The organism is Crossiella cryophila (genome assembly GCF_014204915.1).
GTDB classification, from domain to species: Bacteria; Actinomycetota; Actinomycetes; order Mycobacteriales; family Pseudonocardiaceae; genus Crossiella; species Crossiella cryophila.
Window position 1 is genome coordinate 6,368,122 of the sequence record NZ_JACHMH010000001.1, and the last position, 20,059, is coordinate 6,388,180.

The 20,059-nt window shown below is 67.6% G+C and carries 15 protein-coding genes; 6 read left to right on the forward strand and 9 right to left on the reverse strand.

Annotated features, from left to right (window positions below):
- Positions 1-18: 18 nt before the first annotated feature.
- Positions 19-2,202, reverse strand: a complete 2,184-nt coding sequence (locus HNR67_RS28115) for an ATP-binding protein (RefSeq protein WP_312988207.1) — start codon at positions 2,200-2,202, stop codon at positions 19-21.
- A 739-nt stretch (positions 2,203-2,941) separates the two neighbouring features.
- Here HNR67_RS28115 and HNR67_RS28120 point away from each other — a divergent pair.
- A complete protein-coding gene (locus HNR67_RS28120; RefSeq protein WP_185005220.1) occupies positions 2,942-6,838 on the forward strand; it encodes a P-loop NTPase fold protein in 3,897 nt (1,298 codons plus the stop codon).
- Positions 6,839-7,174: 336 nt separating this feature from the next.
- On the opposite strand, the gene HNR67_RS28125 is transcribed toward HNR67_RS28120, so the two are convergent.
- From HNR67_RS28125 to HNR67_RS28135, 3 genes are read right to left on the reverse strand one after another with little or no spacing between them, the layout of a single operon-like run.
- A complete protein-coding gene (locus tag HNR67_RS28125) occupies positions 7,175-8,218 on the reverse strand; it encodes a tyrosine-type recombinase/integrase (protein ID WP_312988209.1) in 1,044 nt (347 codons plus the stop codon).
- Positions 8,215-9,081, reverse strand: a complete 867-nt coding sequence (locus HNR67_RS28130) for a hypothetical protein (RefSeq protein WP_246492611.1) — start codon at positions 9,079-9,081, stop codon at positions 8,215-8,217. The genes HNR67_RS28125 and HNR67_RS28130 overlap by 4 nt, the downstream gene beginning before the upstream one ends.
- Complete coding sequence (locus HNR67_RS28135; RefSeq protein WP_185005221.1) at positions 9,078-9,566, reverse strand: AbrB/MazE/SpoVT family DNA-binding domain-containing protein; 489 nt, start codon at positions 9,564-9,566, stop codon at positions 9,078-9,080. Before HNR67_RS28135 ends, HNR67_RS28130 begins: the two co-directional genes overlap by 4 nt.
- A 244-nt stretch (positions 9,567-9,810) precedes the next feature.
- Here HNR67_RS28135 and HNR67_RS28140 point away from each other — a divergent pair, with 244 nt between their 5' ends.
- From HNR67_RS28140 to HNR67_RS28155, 4 genes are all read left to right on the forward strand, one after another.
- On the forward strand, positions 9,811-10,290 hold the full coding sequence (locus HNR67_RS28140; protein ID WP_185005222.1) for an AbrB/MazE/SpoVT family DNA-binding domain-containing protein: 480 nt from the start codon (positions 9,811-9,813) through the stop codon (positions 10,288-10,290).
- Positions 10,287-11,189, forward strand: a complete 903-nt coding sequence (locus tag HNR67_RS28145; RefSeq protein ID WP_407645143.1) for a hypothetical protein — start codon at positions 10,287-10,289, stop codon at positions 11,187-11,189. The genes HNR67_RS28140 and HNR67_RS28145 overlap by 4 nt, the downstream gene beginning before the upstream one ends.
- Positions 11,186-12,220 (forward strand): tyrosine-type recombinase/integrase, encoded by a 1,035-nt coding sequence (locus HNR67_RS28150; protein ID WP_185005223.1) that lies wholly within the window; start codon positions 11,186-11,188, stop codon positions 12,218-12,220. The genes HNR67_RS28145 and HNR67_RS28150 overlap by 4 nt, the downstream gene beginning before the upstream one ends.
- 197 nt (positions 12,221-12,417) lie before the next feature.
- Positions 12,418-13,347, forward strand: coding sequence for a hypothetical protein (locus HNR67_RS28155; protein ID WP_185005224.1), 930 nt, complete (start codon positions 12,418-12,420; stop codon positions 13,345-13,347).
- 190 nt (positions 13,348-13,537) lie between these two features.
- Here HNR67_RS28155 and HNR67_RS28160 read toward each other — a convergent pair whose 3' ends face one another.
- The 5 genes from HNR67_RS28160 to HNR67_RS28180 all read right to left on the reverse strand — a co-directional run bounded on the left by HNR67_RS28160 (position 13,538) and on the right by HNR67_RS28180 (position 18,467).
- Positions 13,538-14,251, reverse strand: coding sequence for a toll/interleukin-1 receptor domain-containing protein (locus HNR67_RS28160; protein WP_425554075.1), 714 nt, complete (start codon positions 14,249-14,251; stop codon positions 13,538-13,540).
- A 599-nt stretch (positions 14,252-14,850) separates the two neighbouring features.
- Entirely contained in the window at positions 14,851-15,861 is a 1,011-nt protein-coding gene (locus HNR67_RS28165) for a site-specific integrase (protein ID WP_312988212.1), read from the reverse strand.
- On the reverse strand, positions 15,858-16,223 hold the full coding sequence (locus HNR67_RS28170) for a hypothetical protein (RefSeq protein ID WP_185005226.1): 366 nt from the start codon (positions 16,221-16,223) through the stop codon (positions 15,858-15,860). The genes HNR67_RS28165 and HNR67_RS28170 overlap by 4 nt, the downstream gene beginning before the upstream one ends.
- A gap of 565 nt (positions 16,224-16,788) precedes the next feature.
- Positions 16,789-17,697, reverse strand: coding sequence for a TRM11 family SAM-dependent methyltransferase (locus tag HNR67_RS28175; protein WP_185005227.1), 909 nt, complete (start codon positions 17,695-17,697; stop codon positions 16,789-16,791).
- Positions 17,694-18,467, reverse strand: a complete 774-nt coding sequence (locus tag HNR67_RS28180) for a hypothetical protein (protein ID WP_185005228.1) — start codon at positions 18,465-18,467, stop codon at positions 17,694-17,696. The genes HNR67_RS28175 and HNR67_RS28180 overlap by 4 nt, the downstream gene beginning before the upstream one ends.
- 809 nt (positions 18,468-19,276) lie before the next feature.
- Between HNR67_RS28180 and HNR67_RS28185 the strand changes: the two genes are divergently transcribed.
- Positions 19,277-20,023 carry a hypothetical protein gene (locus HNR67_RS28185; protein WP_312988214.1) on the forward strand — a complete coding sequence of 249 codons (747 nt, stop codon included), beginning with the start codon at positions 19,277-19,279 and terminating at the stop codon, positions 20,021-20,023.
- The last annotated feature ends 36 nt before the right edge of the window (positions 20,024-20,059 follow it).

The window sequence follows — 20,059 nt, forward strand, 5'->3', positions numbered from 1 at the left end:
GTCAAAACATGCGTGGTTTCAGGGTTGTGCACCTAATTGGTCGTCACCCAAAGGGGACGTTTCGAGGGCGTGCAGACGATCACGCAAGTCATTCGCCCTGTGGTCGCCGAAGTCTTCAAAGGTGCGCAGGGCTTGGCGCCAGCAGCGGAGTGCCCCTGCGGTGTCGTCAGTGTCCCGCAGCAGGGTGCCAAGTGTGTCCAGAGTTTCGGCGGTTGATCGCGGATGCCGGTAGTGTTCCTCGACGTCGAGGGCCTGCTCGCACAGAGTGATTGCCTTGCGAAGGTTCCCCATGCCGTGGTGGGCCTGTGCCATGTAGAGCAGAACGATGGTTTCCCCTTCGCGGTCGTGGGCTTGCCGGCGAAGGACAAGGCTGCGGTCGGCGTGGTGCAGCGCCTTCGAGTAGTCGCCCAGCCCGATGTATACGTGGCTGAGGTTGCTCTCAATTACGCCTTCCATGCGTCCGTGCTGGGCACCAGCCGCCAGCGGCAACGCCTCCAATAGGTAGTTCTTTGCCTGCGCATACTGCCCCTGCGCCTCATGCCCCAGGCTAAGTTGGTTGAGCGCGGTGGCTTCCCGCCACAGGTCGCCAAGTTCTCGGGCGAGTTCTAGCGCGGCTTGGTGGGCGTCGTGGGCCCTCTCCCAGTCTGCGACATCCAGATATGTCTGTCCCAGATCCTGTAGGGCGTGGACTTCGCCGAGACGATGGCCGCTGCGGCGAGCCGTGGCCAGGGCTCGCCGGTACACATCGAACTGACTGTCCCAGCGCCCCCGCCTCATCAAGATCATCCCAGTAGTGGTGGCCAGCAGGAGAGTGAGATGGGTCTGGTCGTGCCGGTCGGCATCGCGGACGGCCGCGACCAGGTTGTCCCGTTCGAGGTCGAACCACGCCCACGCCTCCTCCCGTCCAGCAAGCGGAATCTCCGGGCGAGTGTGGATAGTCAGGCGTTGTGCGGGATGCCAGTCGCGGTGCGCGGGAAAGAGGACTCGATGAGCGGTTCTGGCGTGGTGGGCGTACCACTCCAGTAACGCCCGTCTGGCATGTTCCCGCTCGGCGTAGGTGTCGTCCCGCTCCGAGCGGTCAGCGGCGTAGGTTCGCAACAGGTCGTGGAATCGGTACCGCCCACGCTTCGCAGCTGGTTCGAGCAGATGCGCCTGAGCGAGCATGCCGAGAACCCTTCGTGCCTCGGGTACGTCCAAACCGACCGACGCCGCAGCAGCATGCACGCTGAACTCCTGGCCGGGATGCAACCCGAGGCGTCGGAAAGCTCGTGCGTGCTTGGTATTCAAGCGCTGGTAGGACCAGTCGAATACCGCCCTCACCGCCGCCCGCTCATCCCCGCCATGGCTCAAGGCATCCAATCGAGACTCATCGTCGGCGAGTTCGGCAACCACGTCGGCCACTGTGGTGTGCGGTGCGGTCGCCTGAGCAGCCGCGATACGCAACGCCAGGGGCAACCGCGCGCAATACTGCACCAAATCCAGGATCGCGTCCGGTTCAGCGGCAGCGCGAACTGGGCCGAGGATGCCAGCCACCAGTTGCAGTGCCTCGTCTTCTGGAAGTAGATCGAGGGTGAGCCGGTTTGCCGCTTCAGTCACCACCAGGCCGGTCAGACTCTCGCGGCTGGTGACCAGAACAAACCCTCCCGGTGCTGCTGGCAGCAGGGGCCGCACCTGATCCGCGCTGTTGGCGTTGTCCAGCAGGATCAGCACCCGCCGCCTCGCGAGCAGCGACCGGAATAACCCAGCCTTGGCCTCGGTCCCCACCGGTATCCGCTCGGCCAGTACACCTAGTGCACGCAAGAAACCCTCCAGCACCTCACCAGGGGTAACTGGCTCACCTGGCCCGTAGCCTCGAAGGTTCACATGCAGCGTGCCATCGGGGAACCGGTCCTGCACACGATGTGCCCACCGCACCGCCAGTGTCGTCTTGCCGATCCCCGCAGCACCGTCCACCGCCGTAATTACTACCGTCGCACCATCGACCTCACTGTCTGTTGGAAGGAGCGTGTCCAGGGCGGCCAGATAGTCGGTGCGGCCGGTGAAATCCCGGATCCCCGACGGCAACTGCCGAGGCGGTGATCCAGCCTCATCTGGCTCGGCATGACGGGTGGTCAGGGAAACGTGCTGAATCGACCCGGCCTGCACCACCGGACCCGTTACTCCGCCTGCGGCTTCGTTACGAACACCCGCTCCATCCACCACGGATGCGAGTCTGTCGCCTCTACGACCGCTCCGAGGGGTGTCACCAGGCGAGACCACTCTCCTGGAGCACTCGCCCGACACTCAGGTGGGAGTGTTTATCTAGGCTCCGGTCTTGTCCTTGCTGTCCTACTGCGCACAGCCGTGCCATTCACGACGCGGTAGCAGTTCCCAGCGCGGACACATGAACGATCTTCAGTTGATGGCAGCCATCGGCTTCTGCTTGTCGGCCAGCCAGTCGAACTCCTCATCGGGCAACGCACGGTCGTAGACCAGCTGCAGGCTCGGTACACGGAAGACCACACCTCTGCCCACCGTGGCGTCGTCACGGGCCTCATGCCGTGTAGCGCTCCGGCCAGATCCGCCAGCGGATCGCAGGCAGCGCACAGATGGATGCTGCGCCGTCGGCGGTGTACCAGGGCTGCAGGGACGCGCAGTCGAACCCTCTGCTGGGCTGGCAGCAAAGGTGTTCGCAGTCGCAGTCGTTGCCCAAGGTGGTGCGCAGAACGGGGGTGTCTGTGTCGATGCCCCGGCTCGCCTCGGGGGGGGCACCGACTGCGTCCGCCGTTACGCCGATCCCCTGTTGGCCGACGTCGGCGATCCTCAACCATGGTCGTCTTTGATCGATCGTCGGCGACGAGCGCCATCTGGCGCTGGTGACACCCGTCTCGGAACCGTTACCGGTTCGACCACCTGGACTGTCGGTACTACGCCGTATGGTTGCCGCCGATCGGAGGGAACCATGACGAAGCGCACGGTCCAGCAGGAGGAGACCTGGTTCCTGCCGGACGAGCCAGTAGCCGCGCCGACCGAGGACGCGTTCAGCCACACCCACATCGCGGACAACCTCCGAACGATCATCCGCACGGTGCCCGGCCGACTGACGATCGGATTGACCGGCAGGTTTGGCGTAGGCAAGAGCACGGTCATCGAACTCCTAGCCCACAGCCTGAGCGGTAGCAGCGACTACGCCGTGGTACGTGTGTCAGCCGAACGGCACGCCACCACCGGCCTTGAACGAAGCCTCAACTACGCCTTCGCTGAGGCGCTTGTGAACGCCAAGATCGTCGACGCGGTCAAGACGCAGGATGTCCTGGCAAGACTGGAGACCAGTTCCGCCCGCGCCGCTTCGGACCCGTTTTCCACCCCCTTGGGCCGTGCCCTGGAAGGCATGCGCGCTGGGGCCCGCCGAACACTGTGGGCAGGATTCGGCGTTCTGCTGGTAGTGCTCGCCGTTGCCTCTGTGGTCGGTATCGCTAAGGGACACTGGTGGGAAGTGATGACCTCCGGCCTGGGCATCCCCCTGGCCACCGCCCTTGCTGCTGCCAGTGCCGTCGTGTCCGCAGGGATTCGTCTGACCGGCATCTCAGGATGGCTGGCCGAGCTTCTGAAACCGGACGTCGTCACCACCACCCGGCCACGCCCCGAGGCCGCGGACGAGTTCGAGCGGATCTTCGCGGACCTCACCCGACTGGCTGAAGGGCGACGCCTCATCGTCGCGGTGGACGACGTCGACCGCCTCACCCCTGAGCATGTGCTGAACGCGCTCAACGCGATCCGCAGCCTCCAGCAAACCTGCGCGGGCAAGAACCAGCCGGTCTTCATCGTCTCCTGCGACGAGGCGATCGTGCACGATGCCATTGTCAAGGCGGACCCCGGTCTCGCCGGCCCGGACGACCAGCAGTCCGCCACAGCCCGCGCTTTCCTGGACCGCCTATTCTCCCAACGGCAACCCATGCCCCCACACCCTCGCGCGGACATGCTCGCCTACGCACGACAGCAACTCCAGACGGTCAACCACGGAGGTCTGCGGCACCTCGGAGGTGACGCGGAGGCCGTGTTGTCGGTGCTCATCCACACCGGTGTCACCGACCCTCGACACGTACTCCGGCTGCTCAACCGCTTCTTCGCCGACTACCGCCTCGTGCTTCGGCGCGAGCAGTCCGACGCCAACCAGGGAATCCGGCAGGGAGAGGTCAGCAGCTACCCCGCGGTGCTGGCCAGGATGACCGTCTTCGCGGTCGACTTCCCGGACCTCCACAGAGCGCTGCACCAGGACGAGCAGCTGCTCGAACTACTGGAACGCCACATCCGGACGGCTGACCTCGGAGAAGGCGAAGCGAAGCGCATCTCGGTGTATCTGGGCAGGACCAGCCTCCTGAACTTCATCGGCCGCACGACCGACACCGACCAGGTACCCACCCTTCAGCCGTTCCTCTATCGCTCCCAGGACGCGCTCAGCCGGATTCTGGGTTCCGCCGACGCACGCGCGGTCCGAGACGACCTGGTCAACGCGCAGATGGCTGACCTACACAACAACGTATCCGCCCTGGCCGAGCTAGCGGCCACAGACTCGGAGTCCCGGCAACGACTCGATGCGGTCCTGCGGACCGTCGAGGAGGTGCTGGCAGAGTCAACCGGACTGGACCTATCCAACGCCGCGAACACAGCCGCCAACTTGGCCTCGATCGTGTCCTCCGAGGATAGGACCCGGTTGGCCGACGCCGTCTCCAACGCGCTGGCTCGCGCCCGCTCCTCCAACATCAACGCTGACGATCTGATCACGCTGGCTGTCGCTGCTTCGACCCCGCCACTCGCCCGCCGCCTAGCCGAGAAGGCGACGGCTGCGATCGACGATGACGACACGCGGCGGGCGCGGGACCTCGTCTTGCTGCGCCGCCGGTCCGAACTCGCCACGGTCATCGATCAGGGTCTCGTGAACGCGCATCTCGAAGCCGCGTGTGGTGCGCTCGCGGCCGATTCCCCGGACGCGCTCACCCCCTGGCTCACCCAACTCAGCCAGGACGGGACCGCTCAAGATCCCCTCGTGGCGCGCACTGCTGTGGCAGCCCTCCGCGCTACCGACGGCAGTGCCCACCATGTTGACGCTGAATGGGCGGAGCTAGTGCTTGGCCTGTTGCGCATCACCGAGGTAGCCCCTGCAACTGAGGTCGCGGTCCCGGCAATCAGCCTCGCGAGCAGCGGTGGAGAGGACACCACGCTTGGAGTTCTGGCGCTGACGCTGATCGACATCACTCCGGAACACATGGCGAGGTTCCTGACCACGATCGGCAGCGGGGTGCTCGCCTCGGAGAACTCCGCGGACATCTCCGACGACGTCGATCCTTACACCCTTCTCACGGTGCTGGAGTTGTGCAATCAATACCTGCCACTTGTGCACGGTCACGCCGAGGTGGCGGCGATCGTTCCAGTGCTCAGTGCCCTGGCGCGTTTCACTGCGGACCTGCACTCACCCGAACTGATCACCGCACTGCCTGTATCGCTGTGCCTCCTGGTGCAGCACCGCCCGAACTCCGTTGCACCGTTCGCCGAGAGCTTGGCCCTCTCCTGGACCAACACCCGTGGCCAGAACAACGCGCTGACCGACTACGCGCGTGTTCTCATCGACGTGCTCGACGACCTGCCCGCCGCCGCCGCGGAGCTTGTACTGCCGAAGCTCGTGGACGTTCTCAGCGGTCGTGTCAACGCTGACGCCGCCTTGATCGCCACCCTCCCGTTGGTGCCGGAACTAGTGCGCACGGACCGAGGTGCCAAGGCGGCAGCGGCGCAGGTGTCGTCCATGCACCAGCACATGACGGTCAACAACGCAGGCCACCTTGATGCCGGGGTTCAAATCCTGCGGCTCCTGCACGCAAACGCGCCCACCGCGATGGCAGCCACCGCCGGGACAACCGTGGCCCATTTGAAGAACCAGATCGGCTACGGCGGAACCATCACCTCCACCGTGCTCACCGCTCTCACCGGGATCACCTGGCCCGAAAATGTGCTCCAGGACGTCCTCCAGATGCTGAACCAGTACGCGACCAACCTGAGCGAGAACCACCGCGACGAATTGCTGATTCGCCTCCCCGAATACGAGCGGCTCACCGAGCTTCCCGAAGCCCTCGTCTCGGCTCTGGCCGAGCGCTGTGCGGAGGCCGCGAACTCCACCGCCGGCGCGGTACTGCTCCAGTTGGCTCCAGCCAGTCACCAGCCGAGCATCGTTACTCGCGTGCCAGGGATCAGCGAGGCACAGCACCAAGTTCTGTCCGCTCTCGACGGCGCGGACCTCACCAACATCGTGCACGACTGGTCCAGGGCAGCGGCCCATACTCTCAGCCGAACCAACACCAGCGTCGAGGCGCACGCCTGCCGTGAGACGCTCTCCGCCGTTTCTCACTACGAGGACGCCTACACGGCAGCGGTGGTGTCGTTGCTCGACGACGCGTTCAGTGGAACACCGCCAGAGCTGCCCGGCACCGCGTGGAAGGCCGTTTTCGTTGGCGGAGCTGGTACCGCAAACGCAGTCCTGGACCGACTGCTGGCTGCACTCGCCGACGACCGAACCTCGACTGTCCAGGCCGTCCCCGTCCTCACGGCCATCGCCGATCTGGACGAGAAGTTCCCCGCACCACTCCCACTGCCGCGGATCACCAATGCGATCATGCGTTGGATCCGCAACGAACGCGACACCGAGACTGTGGCTCTGCTGATCGAGGCTAGCCTGCCCAGCCCTGCGCTGACGACCAAGCTGAAGTCAGCTGTCGGAACCCGACGACCGAAGAGCGCCGACGAAGCCTTGCTCGTTGCGTGGAAGGGTCTGCGCAATGGGACCCGCGGAAATGCCGAATCTGCGTAGCAACAGGAACCGCGGAAGCTGACGAACCTCCAGATCAACAAGTGCAGCACGGAACCCGCGATCAACAACTTCGGCCGGGACAACCACCAACACCCACCTGGGGCCTGGCAGCGATCCCGGATCACCCCTCGTTCCTGCCCCTTGTCCTCCCACTCACACCGCGCAACCTCGCTAGTTGGCAGGCGCGGCCTGTTCTCCGGCGCTGAGTGCTGGCGTCCCGCTGAACGTCCTAGGCATTGCCCGCTCGTTGCCTGAGCACCGCGACCGCCGAGCCAGCCGCCTGCTGGTGGGCGTGCCCTGTGGCGTGAGCCAGCCGGGCACACCCACCGGATCGCGTTACGCGGCCAGCGCCAAGGGGTGGGGTTCCCCAGTCAGCGTCGACAGGGCGGTGGCGACCTCGTGGAGCTGGCCGCGGATGTAGGTCGTGGTCGATCCACCGTCACCGGCTTCGTCGGTGTGGCCGGCGAAGGCGTGCGCGATGCCGTAGCCAAAGTTGCGTTCCACCCAGGTCAGGGTGGTGTGCCGCAGCCAGTGGATCGAGACCTGCTGGGCCGCCGCCCACGGCAGGTGCTTGCCAATCCGCGTCCACAGGTAGTCATAGCGGCGCCGGGTGATCGGGCGACCGGTGACGTAGCGGAGCAACTGGCCGTCCTTGGGTGCGCCGCGTTGTTCGCTGTGCCGGACCAAAGCGCGCATGAGAGTGGGTGAGACTGGTTGCCAGCGGGCGGTTTCGCCCTTCTCACGCAGGTAGACCAGGCACTGGGTTTCGTCGAGATCCTGGGGTCGCAGGGCAAGGGCGCCGCTGCGACGGCAGGCGGTCTCGGTGTGCAACCGGAGCAGCAGCGCGTCCAACTCGGAGTCGTTGCCGGTGGTGGCGGCCACCTGGTTGATCTCGGCGAGCCGGTCGTTGGCCACCGCGCACCGGGTCGAGGGCAACCGCCGGGGCTTAGGCACCTTCAACGCCGGGTTGCTGCCCTTCGGGATGAGATCATCGATCTCGGCGCGCCGATACACACAGCGCAGGGCGGCGATGAGGTGTTCGGCGGCGCTGCGCCCGCCGCGGGAGTTGCGCCGCACCAGCGCCGATGCCCGGATTTCCTGGGTCAGCAGTTCGATCTCGGTCGGGGTCGGTTCATCCAGGCGGCGATCACCCCAGTGAGCGCGGATGCGTTTCCAGTAGGTGCCGTAGTTGCGGCGGGTGCCCTCGCCGACCGCGTCAGCGACTTTGGGGATGTATTCGTCGAAGGTCGGCACCGGCGGCCGATCCACGGGCTCGTTGAGCAAGTCCGTTACGGAGATGCCCAGGGTGTCCAGCAGCACGCGGGCGGCGTCGAGTTTGGCCGCGTCCGTGACGGCAACGCCTGGGGCGGGGGCGTTCACGAACGCACCTCCCCAGCGTTCACGAGTTCGGTTCGGGCACCGTTGAGCATCGGGGCGGTCGGGGGTGGTGCAGGCTCGGTGAGGAGGGTGGCGGCGAGCCGGGAAGACAGGCCGCGGGAGCAGCTGGTTACCTCGCGTACCCACGCCGGGGTAACCACCGTGTCGGGGGTGCGTTCACGGCGGGCGGTGTTGAGGTAGTCGTCGAAGGTGATCCGGACGGTGCCGGTCTTCTGCCGACTACGGCCGCGCTCGTGGGAGCGGGCGGGTTCACGAACGTCACCAGCATGGTGTTCATGAACGGCGGCCGCGACACTGGTGGAGGTGTTGCTGGTGGTGTTCACCGAGGGCGCGGCCGGGTTCGTGAACGGTGTGGGTGGGGTGTCGGTGAACGGGGTGTTGGTCGTGGTGGTGAACGCTTGGGCGCTGGCTTGGGTGAGTTTGTCGTTGAGGTCAGTCAGGGCTTCGGCGGCCAGGAACACCACCATCACCGGCACCGAGTGCAGCAGCACCGGACCCCAGGTGTCCCCGGCCCAGGCGGTCCAGGTGTTCATGGCGTAGGTCGCGGCCAGCGTGGCCCACTTCGCGCGCCGTACCCAGGGGCCGACGGCGACCTGGTGGCGGGCGGTGATCTGCTCGGCCCGCAGGATCGCGATCAACACCAGGCTGACCATCGGATCCAGCAACCAGGCCGCCCACCAGACCAGGGAGAAGGCGGGGGCACCGGCTGCGGCGAAGTGCTGGACGTTGGCCATGGTGAACAGCAGCCCGAGCACGATCCCGGTCCACAGCAGCACATCCACCTGGCGTCGGATGCGTTCCACGGTCTCCACGACGGTCGTGGCGTTGGTGTGGTGGGGGTTCATCTCGGCTCACCGCCCCACTCCTCGCCGTAGGAGCGGGACAGCATCCGGTCCAGCTCGGCGGGCGGGACCAGCACCAGCCGCCCCAGGGGTGGGTCAGCGGCCAGCAGGACCCGGTCCCCGGTGACCAGACCGCAGGCGCGGCGCACGGTGATCGGTAGCCAGAGATCGCCCTGGTTGCCGATCGCGAACGCACCGGCCTGGTCCGCGGTGAGCACAAGCAGGCTGCGGGCCATGCGCGCGGACAGCCGGGTTCCCGCCGGCCAGGTGAGAGCGGTGAGGATGGCGCGGTTGAGGACGTAGCCGTTGCAGTCCACCGCGGAGAGTCGGTACAGGGTGGTGGCGGTGCGAGCCGGTGGGCTGGCCACGGTGGCCAGCGGCAGCTTGCGAGCACCAGGGCCCTGAGCGCCAGGACGGCGGGCTGGATGGCCGGACCGTCCTGATGGGACGGTCGGTGGGATGAGCGGGGCGATCAGGCTGCCGGTCATGACGACCACCGCCACGAGCAGTGACGTGGGATATCGCCAGATGCAGCGGCGGGGTGTTCAAGCGTGCTTGAACACGACAACGGCTGATCTAGGGGGAACACTATGTGCTGGTGTCCGAGGGGGGACACGAACCCCCACACGTCGCATCCCTGCCACATCTGACGTATGCGTGCTTGAGCGCGCTTGAACCAGCCGATCCCGCGCTCCTGCGCTGTTCAGGCCATCGCTTGGGGCGGTGGTCGTCTTGACCAGCGTCGTGATCGCACCTCTCGTTCCGCCGGCCCCGCCACCAGCCGATGCCCGCGGCGGTGGCTTGTCATCCGGCCCGGAGTCGAGCACCAGCGTTCCGCCGTTGGCGGCTTGCCCGGCCATCCGCACCAGCAGCGTGGTGTACGGGCTTTCCGTTCTGGACCACCGCGGGCGGGTCACCGACCTCGTCGTCCTGCGCGCGCTCGACTGGACACCAGGAACACGACTGCGACTGCGCGAGGTCGGCGGCCTCCTGGCTGTCGAAGCCCACGCCGAGGGCGCGTTGAGCGTGACCAAGCAGGGCCACTTCCGGATCCCCGCCGCCACACGTCACCGGCATCGCCTGGCCACCGGAGACCGCGTCGTGCTGGCCGCAGCCCCGGCCGCGGGCCGCGTGTTCGTGCTTTCCCTAGTGGTGTTGGACGAGCTGTTCACCAACAGGTTCGCGGCGGCCGTTGGCGGTGATTCCTGGTGAACGCCGCGGACCAACTTCTCCACGATGCCCGCGAGGCCAGCCGGATCCGGGCGCACCAAACGCACCCGGACGTGATCGCGCTGCAGGTCGAGCGCATCCGGACCCAGGTCGACCGGCTGATGTGGACCGGGATCGTGCTCGGGCTGGCCTTCACCATGGCCAACGTCCAGCACTTCGCCGCCGCCGGCGCCCCGCAATTCTCCTTGCCCTGGCTCACCGCGTGGCTGCTGGACCCGATGGTCAGCCTGGTGCTCATCGCGATCCTGCGCGCCGAGCAGATCATCGCCCAGCACCGGCTGCGGACTGGGCCGTGGGTGCGACGGGCGAAGTGGGCGACCCTGGCCGCGACCTACGCCATGAACACCTGGTCGGCCTGGGCGAACGGGGACGGCAAGGCGGTGCTGCTGCACTCGGTGCCACCGTTGCTGATCTTCCTGGCCGCCGAGGCGATCACCGACCTGCGGGACAAGCTCACCGCCGCCGTCACCCGTGCCTGCGTTACTGCGGCCACCCCGTCGAACCCGGAGTTCACGACTACCAGCACCGGGGCGGTGAACACCAGCACCACCAAGTCCATGAACACCACCGCGACCGTTCGTGAACAGCCCGCGGCCGGTGTTCATGAACGACAGGGCGGCGCGAACAAGGCGCCCACGCGAGCCCGGATCCGCTTCGCGGACTACCTGGCCCGTGCGCAGCAAGCACTCACCGCGGACACCGTGATCACCCCGGCCTGGGTCCGGCAGGTGACTGACTGTTCCCGCGGCCTGTCCTCCCAACTCGCCGCAGCCCTGAACAACGGCACCAGCGCAGGCGCGAACGGCCCCACAGCCCCTCCGGTGAACACCGCCGCCAGCAGGCCCGTCAACACCACCTCCGGACAGGCGGTGGCCTCATGAACGCGGCCACCACCACGGCCAGCGCGCCGTCCGCCGTCGAGCTGGACGCCGCGCGCGTTCTCCTGGAGCGCCTGGGCATCAAGCCGGAGGACCTGCTCGCCGTGCCGAAGCCGAAGCCGCCGATGCCGACCTTCGCCAAGTACATCCCGGCCGTGTCCGGTGCGGTTCGAGAGGGCACCCGCCGGGTCTACAGCACCTACTGGAACCGCATCTGTGCCGAGTGGGGTGATCGTCATCTCGACGAGCCGACCGCGTTGGAGGTCGAGAAGTTCGCCGAGAACATCCGCACCTCGGTACGTGTTCGGAGCAACGCCCGCGGCGGCCGTGGCGCGGTCGAGCACTTCATCGCCGCACTGCGCTGCCTGTACAGGTACGCCGAGAAGGAGCAGCTGATCTCCGCGGCGGACAACCCGGCGCGCAAGGTCGACAAACCTCGCCGGCTGCCGTCCACCCGGTGCGCCATCGCTAGCAACCGACTGGCCGAGGTCAACCACGTCGCGGCCACCACTGGCGACGACCCCGAACTGGACTCCCTGATCCTGCGCCTGCATACCGAAACCGCCTGCCGCCGTGGGGGCGCGCTTGCCCTGCGCCTGCGGGATCTCGACCCCCAGCAGTGCCTGATCATGTTGCGAGAGAAGGGAGACACGGTCCGCTGGCAGCCGGTGTCCAGCACCCTGATGCACGGGTTGGTGGCTCACGCGAAGTCCCGCGGTGCAGGACCTGATGACCAGGTTCTCCGCTACCGCAACGGAAACCCCATCACCAGTCGCCGCTACGACCACCTCTGGAGACGAATCGCGAAACACCTGCCCTGGGCAGCGGCCCAGCAGGTCACCACGCACTGGTTGCGCTACACCACCTTGACGTGGGTCGAGAGAAACTTCGGCTACGGCGTCGCCCGCGCCTTCGCCGGGCACAACGATCAGGTCGGGGACACCGGATCTACTACGACCTACATCCGTGCCAACCTCCAGGAGATCGCCAGGGCGCTCGCCGCGCTCACCGGTGAGCCTCACCCATCGGAGTAGGCACCGCCGACGGCCCTGCGGGACTCGACCGGTCGCGGGACAGGCCCACCTGAGTTTCACCGGGTGGGCCTGTCTCCGGTTATGCTGTTGATGGACTGGCTCGGCGGTCGCGCCGCGGGGCTACCGAACTCACTCGTCACGTCAACGCCCCCGCGTCACTGGGGGTTGTTCGGCGACCCATAGTTCGGGAGAGATCCGTGACCAGTTACAGCGTTTTGCCGTCTGGGCCCCGCTACACCGTCCTGGCGACCTGGCGTGGCGAATCCGCCGACATCAGCACCAAGGTGACCACCCTCAACGGCGAGGAGGTGGCCTACCTGCTCGCGCCGGCGCTGACCCAGTTGTCCGAGAACGCATGGGACGCCGCCGCCTGGCTGGACACCGCGCCAGCCATGGAGACCGCAATCTCCCAGGTGATCGAGCAGCTTCGCAGCCCAGCGGAATCGGTGACCCCGATCGAACTGACCGCGGACACCGGTTCCCGCCACGGCGACCAGTGGAGCTTCATCGACACGCAGGACCTGCTGGCCACCGAGCTGCCGAAGATCATGAACTCGATGACCCGACCCCAGCGGCTGACCATCGCTGACGAGCTGGCCTTCGATGCGGCCGCCCGTGCGGAGGCGCTCCAGCTTCTGCCGACGGGATTCGACCCCGAGGACGTGACCTCCCGCATCTGGCAGATGTGCGAGGTGACCCGCTCCGAGCGCAACGGCCAGACCGGGCCGCTGCCCGAAGGCGCCGCGGGCTGGCTCGTGCGCAGCTGGGGACCGTACCTGGTGTCCCCTGCCATGCGATGGGGCGCGCGGGAACGCCTGGTCCGGATCGAACAGCTTGTCGCCGCCTGCCTGGCCTACGGCGGCGAAGGCGGGGCCGAAGACGACCCGCTGCAGGCTCATCTCGTGGTGCCTCGCCAGCCCGGTGATCCCACGGGAGAGGTCTACTACGTGTCGGTGCACGAAGGCCGATCGAACTCCTGGGATACGGACCCGTTCGGCCCGATGACCATCACGCGAAAGAACGTCGAGCAGGGAGCGCAGATCCTTGGCAAGCTGGATGCCACCGACGACGACGGCTTCGCTGAGGTGCTGGGAGAGTGGACACGGCTCGTGCCATTCCGGCAATGACCGGTAGCGGTGTTTCCGGTCTGGGCCTCGCTCACCGCGGCAAGTTGCGCTCGCGGGGTTGGATCACGGTCGGCCTATCGGTCGGTCGACGGGACCCTGACCCCGTCGCCGTCGGACGGCAGCGGCGAATCCCAGAGCTGGACCTCGATGGCTTCGGCTCACCGACCTTGACCTCTTGTAGCTGGTCGGTCTACACAGCGGGGAGCGCGGCCGCAGCGGCGGCGACCTTGGCCGCGACGTTGCTCAGTGTCGACTCCTTGGTGCTCAGTCCAGCGTGCGAAGCCAGCAGCGGGCTGACGTTGTTGAGGTCGCCGAAGCCCACCCCATGCAGGACAGGGATGACGCGACGAGTGGAAAGCAGTACGGCGAGCTCCTTCTCGGCCACGCCCTCGGACTCGATGCTCTTGAGCAGCGCAGGCGTGACCAGCACGATCCCGACGCGGGAGTTTCGTAGCCCCTTATCGATCTCGCGGATCATGAGCGAACCAAGTGGGAGGTCTTCTTCGCTAAACCACACCGAGGCGCCATTCGACTGCAGGTGGCCATACAGCTCTTTTGCGCTACCTTCTCGGTCGTCCCAGGCGTGGCAGAGGAAGAGGTCGCGGCGTTCCGGGTGCGCTTGAGCCTGCTCGCTGGCCTTCTGGCTGAAGGGCTCGACGGTGCGCCATTCGGTAGTGGTGTACGACACCGTCCTGCCGGTCCTGGTGCGGCGCGAGCCTCCGCCGCCCATCGAGCTGCCGTAGCCCCTGCCGCTACCACTGGACGACGACCCGCCACGGTAAGAAGTCTGTGGCGAGTTGTAGGAGGAGTAGGAACGATACGAACTTCTCCCACGACATGCCGGGCATCGCGCAGCTGCCGCTGACGAGCGGTGGCCTTCGACTGGTGCTGTGCATTGCGCCATACGCGCATGGTAGATGCAACCTCCGGCACTATTGAGTCGCTTTGCCGTCTGACGCTTTCCGTGTCGGAGCTAGACGGCGATCCGCTCGGTCACCGCCGCACACGCGTTCGCGGCGGTGACCGAGCACTCCCAGCACACCGTCCGCTGACTCCCCGAGGGCGCTGCCCGTTTCGGCGACGACGCCTCCGGTGACAGCACCGGGCATGGGGCCTCATGGTGGGTACGTCGCGAGCTTAGGGGCGGCGGCCCACCTTGCTCTCACCGCAGCTCTTCGCCACCGAATCCGTCAACTAGGTCCGGACACTTCTCCGGCCAGTTGTCCGGACCTAGTTGACGGAACGCAGTTCAGCAGCCTGGTCCTCCGTCAACTTCACCCGGATAGGACAGGGACTCTCAACTCGGGAGCAGTTGGGCACAGAATGCCCACGAGACTGCAGCTGGGGTACGGGACTCGGACAGGGCCGCGTCCACGAACACCGCTAGCCAGCTGTGACCCAACGACTCGGCCAAGCCCAGGAACCGGGCACCGCCAGGGAATGGCCGTCTCCTGTCGGATCGCTGACGTCCAGCGCGCAGAACTGCTCCGCCACAGCGCGTTGCTACCCAGGCATTTGGGCCAATGGATGCGGTTCTCCGGTGAGCGCGGCCAGCGCGGTGGCGACCTCGTAAAGCTCGGCCCGGATGTAGGTCGTGGTGGTCCCGCCGTCGCCCTTGCCGAAGTGCCCGGCGTACGCGCGGGCGACGCCGTAGCCGAAGTTCCTCTCGACAAACGTCAACGTCGTGTACCGGATCCAGTGTGTCGTGACCTGCTGGATGGCCACCCACGGCAAGTGCTTGCCCACTCGGATCCAGATGTGGTCGTAGCGGCGGGTCGTGATTGGGCGGCCGTTGCGGTAGCGGAAAAGCGGGCCGTCGGGTTCGGCGCCACGTGCCTCGCCGTGTGCGACCAAGGTGTTCATCATGGTGGAGGACACCGGCTGCCAGCGGGTCGTCTCTCCCTTCTCCCGCAGGCGAATGAGGCATTGCTGCGGGTCGAGATCCTTCGGGCGCAGAGACAAGGCGCCGCCACGGCGGCAGGCGGTTTCGGTGTGCAGGCGCAGCAGGGTCAGGTCCAGTTCAGGGTCGTTGCCGGTCGAGCCGGCCACCTCGTTGATCTCGGCGAGCCGAGCCGGTGGCAGCGCGCGGCGGGTGCTGGCCAGTCTCCGGGGCTTGGCCACGCGGATGGCGGGGTTGTCCCACTCGCGGAGGAGTTCATCGTTGACGGCGTGCCGGTACACACAGCGAACGGCGCTGATCAGGTGCTCGGCTGCACTGCGGCCGGACCGGGAGTTCTTGCGCACCACGGCCCGGTGCGTGGTCTGCTCGGCGAGTTGCTTGATCTCCAATGCGGTCACCTGATCCAGGGGCCGGTCGCCCCAGACCTCCACCATCCGCCGCCAGTAGGGGCCGTAGACCTCGCGTGTGCTGGCGGAGACGGCGCCGGCCACGCGCGGCAGGTAGTCGCGCAGGAGCGGCATCGGCGTCTCCGCGGCCGGCTCGGCGAGGAGCTGTTCGGCGCTGACACCGAGTTTGGCCAGGAGCAGTCGGGCCACTTCCAGTTCGGCGGTCACCGCCCCGGCTCCTGCCGTGCACCGACGTGGCAGGCAAGCAGCATCGAGCCCACCGCGGTCGGGGTGTAGATCGCGAGGAAGTCGTGTCCGGGCAGGGCCACCGCGAGTAGGCGATCACCTGTTGCCAGGCCGCACTGGTGCCGGATCGAGGCCGGCAGCCGCAGACGTCCTTGGCGGTTGAGGGTGTGTGGGCCGCGCCGCCCGGTTACGACGATGACCGCGGCGTTGAGCACGGTGAGGGAGATCCGGTGGCCGGGTGGCCAGCCGAGAACGCGCAGGGGCGATCGGTCGGCGAGTCGGCCTCGCTGGTCGACGGGCGAGACGACGCAGTACAGGCCGGTGGCTGGTGTGCTGGTTCGCATCGCAGGGACGGGCAGACCGCTGGGCTGGGGCCGCGCGGCCGAGGTCGGGGCGCGTACTGCTGCGGCAAGGCGTTCTGCGAGAGAGCAACGTGATGGCGGGGGCTGATCGGAGCCGGGCAACGTGGTGTTGGCAAACCCCGTCGGCGCGCTGCGGCGAGGCGCCGGGCTCATGGGGCACCCCCGTCGGGCAGATTCGCCACGGCGGCGCGAACGCGGCGGCCCAAAGCGGCCGGGCACAGCGTGGCGGCGTGGGCAATCCTGGAGTCGGGGTACTGGCCGAGGTGGCTTGGGAGAACCGGCGCGCTCATTTCCCGGCCGGAGTTCTCCACGTTTACCGACTCGCTGGCCAAGCCGGCCAGCGAGCCCGTGGAAGTAGTGGCGCCCGATCGCCCGACAAGTGCGAGCCGGACGCATCGCGCGAGTCGTGACGTCCTGCAGCCGACGTATGCCTGGTGCGGGTGGTCGTTCGACAGCGGTTCGCAGCGGTGGCGCCGGACCGCCCTGCGGGCTGCTGATAGGCGGCGGCAGGTCGGATGCCACCTGCATTCGCCGCACGGCAGGAGGGTCACGCCGCCCACCTCGCGCTCGGACCAGGGTTGGCGATGCCGTCCGGCCGCGACGAGGCGGTGGCTGGCGGCAGGTCGGTGGCCACGCCGTCGGCCAGCAGGTTGGCTGGCAAGATGCGAGCGCGGAAGATCACCACGTTGCAGTGAGCGGTCAGGGCGATCGGTGTTCCCGCTGCGCGGGCTTGCTCGGCGGCGCGGCGAGCGGCGAACCCGACGCGGGCGAACACCTCGTGCCCGCGCACCCGGGCGGTCATCGCGATGCCTCGCTGGATCGGGATGAGCCCGGCGGCGCGCCCGGCCTCCAGTACCTGGGTGGGCAGGTCGAGCAGCACGTCGCCGCAGCGGGTGGGCTGGATGACCACCACGGCATGGCCGCCTGGACGCAGCAGCGGATGGCAGTCGGACAGCGTGTCGGCCAGGCGCCGACAGCGGGCGGTCCACTCCGACCGCGCCCCCGCGTGGTCGAGCGAGGTGCTCAGCCGGTGGCCGCGGAGGCTGGTCAGCACCAGGTCCACCTGGCCGGCCAGACCGGTGGCCTCGGCGTCGCGAAGAAGTCCGGGCGTTCCGGTGAGCACAGTTCCGGGCCGTCGGGCGCCGTTGCGATGGGCCGCGGTGAGGTTCATGCGGGCGACCCGGCGCCAGCGCGGGTCGACGGTCAGGCCAATGGCCCGGCGGCCGGTGTAGAGGGCTTCGGTCAGGACGGTGCCCGCGCCGCAGTCGGGGTCCAGGATGAGGTCGCCGGGTTGAGTGCGGGTGGTGATGGCGTGTGCGGCGATCGTGGGCGGGACTTGGTCGTGGTCTGCCTGGGTGGCCGGGGCGTAGCCACCTCGGCGGAGCTGGTCGGTGAGGCTGCGCTCGCCGGTGAACCACACCGCTGTGGCTGCGGACTTCGACCTCTCGGCAGTCATCGGAGGTCTCCGCGGTGGTCCCGTGCGGTGGTTCCAGGCAGGGCGGCGGTGAAGACGAGGATGTCGGTGAAGGACTGCGCGTCACCGGCGTCGCTGACAGCGGGGTCGTTGGACTCGGTGTGCGGCAGTGTGGTGATGGTGCCGAGCACGGCAAGGTGATCGAGAAGGCGGAGTCCGTATTGCTCGGCTGAGCGGACTACCGCGCCGGTCGGGTCGTGCAACTCGGAGCCGTCCAGGTGGCTGTGCGTGATAACCGCGACGGTGCCGCGGCCGGTCAGGTGGCTGGCCCAGCGACGGAGTCCCGGGTGGTGCTGGACGGTCGGCTCAACCGCGGTGATGATCAGGTCGAACGAGCCCGTGCCGGGATCGGCAGCAGTGTGGAGCGCCTGGTCCGAGTTGTGCTCGCCTGCGCTGCGGGCCGTGGTTTGGGTGGTCCGGGGTTCTGGGCCCGGCTCGGTGTCGGCCACCTTGGGGGCGTCGTCGCCCGTGTGGTTGGTGCTGCCCGCGTCGGTGCGGGTTTGAGCGGTCCGCCCGAGGCGGAACACTGCCCACCGGGCGTCAAGGAGCCCGCTGTACTCCGGTTGTGCCCACGGTGCCTGGACCCGCGTCGCGCCGATGCTCGCCACCGGCTTGGCGGGGCGTGGGGCGGCGAGCAGCAACACTCGGTCGCCGGGACGGGTGTAGCTGGTGACGATCTTGACGATCGTGCACACCAGCCAGTCCTGCGGGGACCTGGCGGCGAGCCGGGGGCCGGGCCACACGGTCGTCAACCTGGCCTCGGTCGGCCTGAACAGGCAGGGACCCCGGCCGAACCACCGCCGCTCCCCGCAGCCGCAGCCGCCGGGCCATCGTGAGGGTGTACCAGGTTTGATGCTCGAATCAGTGGGTGAACCGGAAAAGCTGCGCGAATCCATCGGAGCCTCCGCAGGGCGAGTGGTGAGCTGCTGGACGCCCCTTAACTCCGGTTTCGTCGCACCTATTGGACAAGAGCCCATCAACTTTGCAGCCCAATCCCAGATGGCAAGCCGCAACAGCTCCGTCCCGACGCGGCCCCGTCGACGTCCGCCCTCACTGCCCGGTTCAACGGGTGAAGCTCTTCCAAGATTTTTTCGGCAGACAAGGGTGGATGTGCCTCAAGTAACCCGGCAGGCAAACATCCGGCTACTAGCTCACCACTAGCCCTGCGGGAACGTCACAGCTCATCGACTACTAGCGCCCACTAGGGATGCAACTTCTTGCCGCCAGGACGCGATGCCTATTTTTCGCAAAGTCGATGGAATCTAGTAGTTAAATAGTAGCCCGAAGGGACCGTAAATAGTATCCGGCTAGCATTTCGCTAGCAATCGCCGTGGCGTACTGGCGTCGTTGTTGAACACCTCGACGCCGCAGGAGCTACGTCATGTCCCCACGTTCGACCTCGCACCGCAGCGACAGCGACATGTATTCCGAGAATGCGCTCGATGTGGCACGCGGTGCCTTTGAGTGGCTGGTCACCGGGCCGCATCCGGTGTCGCTGAACGGGTGCCGGTTTCCTGGGCTCCCGGATCGCCAGATTCCCCTGGGCGAACTCCGGGATCTGGTGTTGGAGCGCCGCTGCCGCCAGTCCACCCGGGACGCGGTGTGGGCGCACCTGGTGCTGCGCTCGCGCACCGAGGGTGCGACCTGGACGGTGGCCGCGGTCGGCATGGCCCTGCCCGCGCTCACCTCGGTCACCGCGCGCTTGACCGACCGCTTCGCCGCCGACCCGGCCGATGTCGCCGGCGAGGTGCTGCGCGGGTTCCTCGCCGCGGTCAGCACGATCGATCTGCGCCGCTCGAAGATCATGTTGCGCTTGCGGTGGGCGGCCTTCCGCGCCGGGCACGCCGCGGTCGCCGAGGCCCTGGCCGCCCCGACACCCCTGCCCTCGGGGTTCTTCTCCCGGGCTCCGCACCCGCCCTGGGGACACCCCGATCTGGTCCTGGCCCGCGCCGTGGACGAGGAAGTCCTGACCCGGATCGAGGCCGCGGTCATCGGAGCGACCCGGCTGGAGGAAGTGCCGATGGCCGACTGGGCCGCTCGCAGCCGGATGAAGCTGTGGGCGGCCTACAAGATGCGCCAGCGCGCGGAGGCCCGGCTGCGCGCCTACCTGTGCGAGGACACCGTCGAGCCCACGGCTCCTCGCCGCCAACCCGGCCCCGATCGACCACGGTCGGTGACCAAATCCCGTGGGCGGTCCGGGCGGAAAGTCCGGCGCGGGATGTCCAAGACCGGCTCGGATTCCGGAGTTCAGGTGCATGAGACCACTCCATCCAACCCACGCCGTTCGGAGGTGCCCCCATGTGCCTAACTCCGCCCTCACGCACCAGCGAACAGCGCTCGGCTC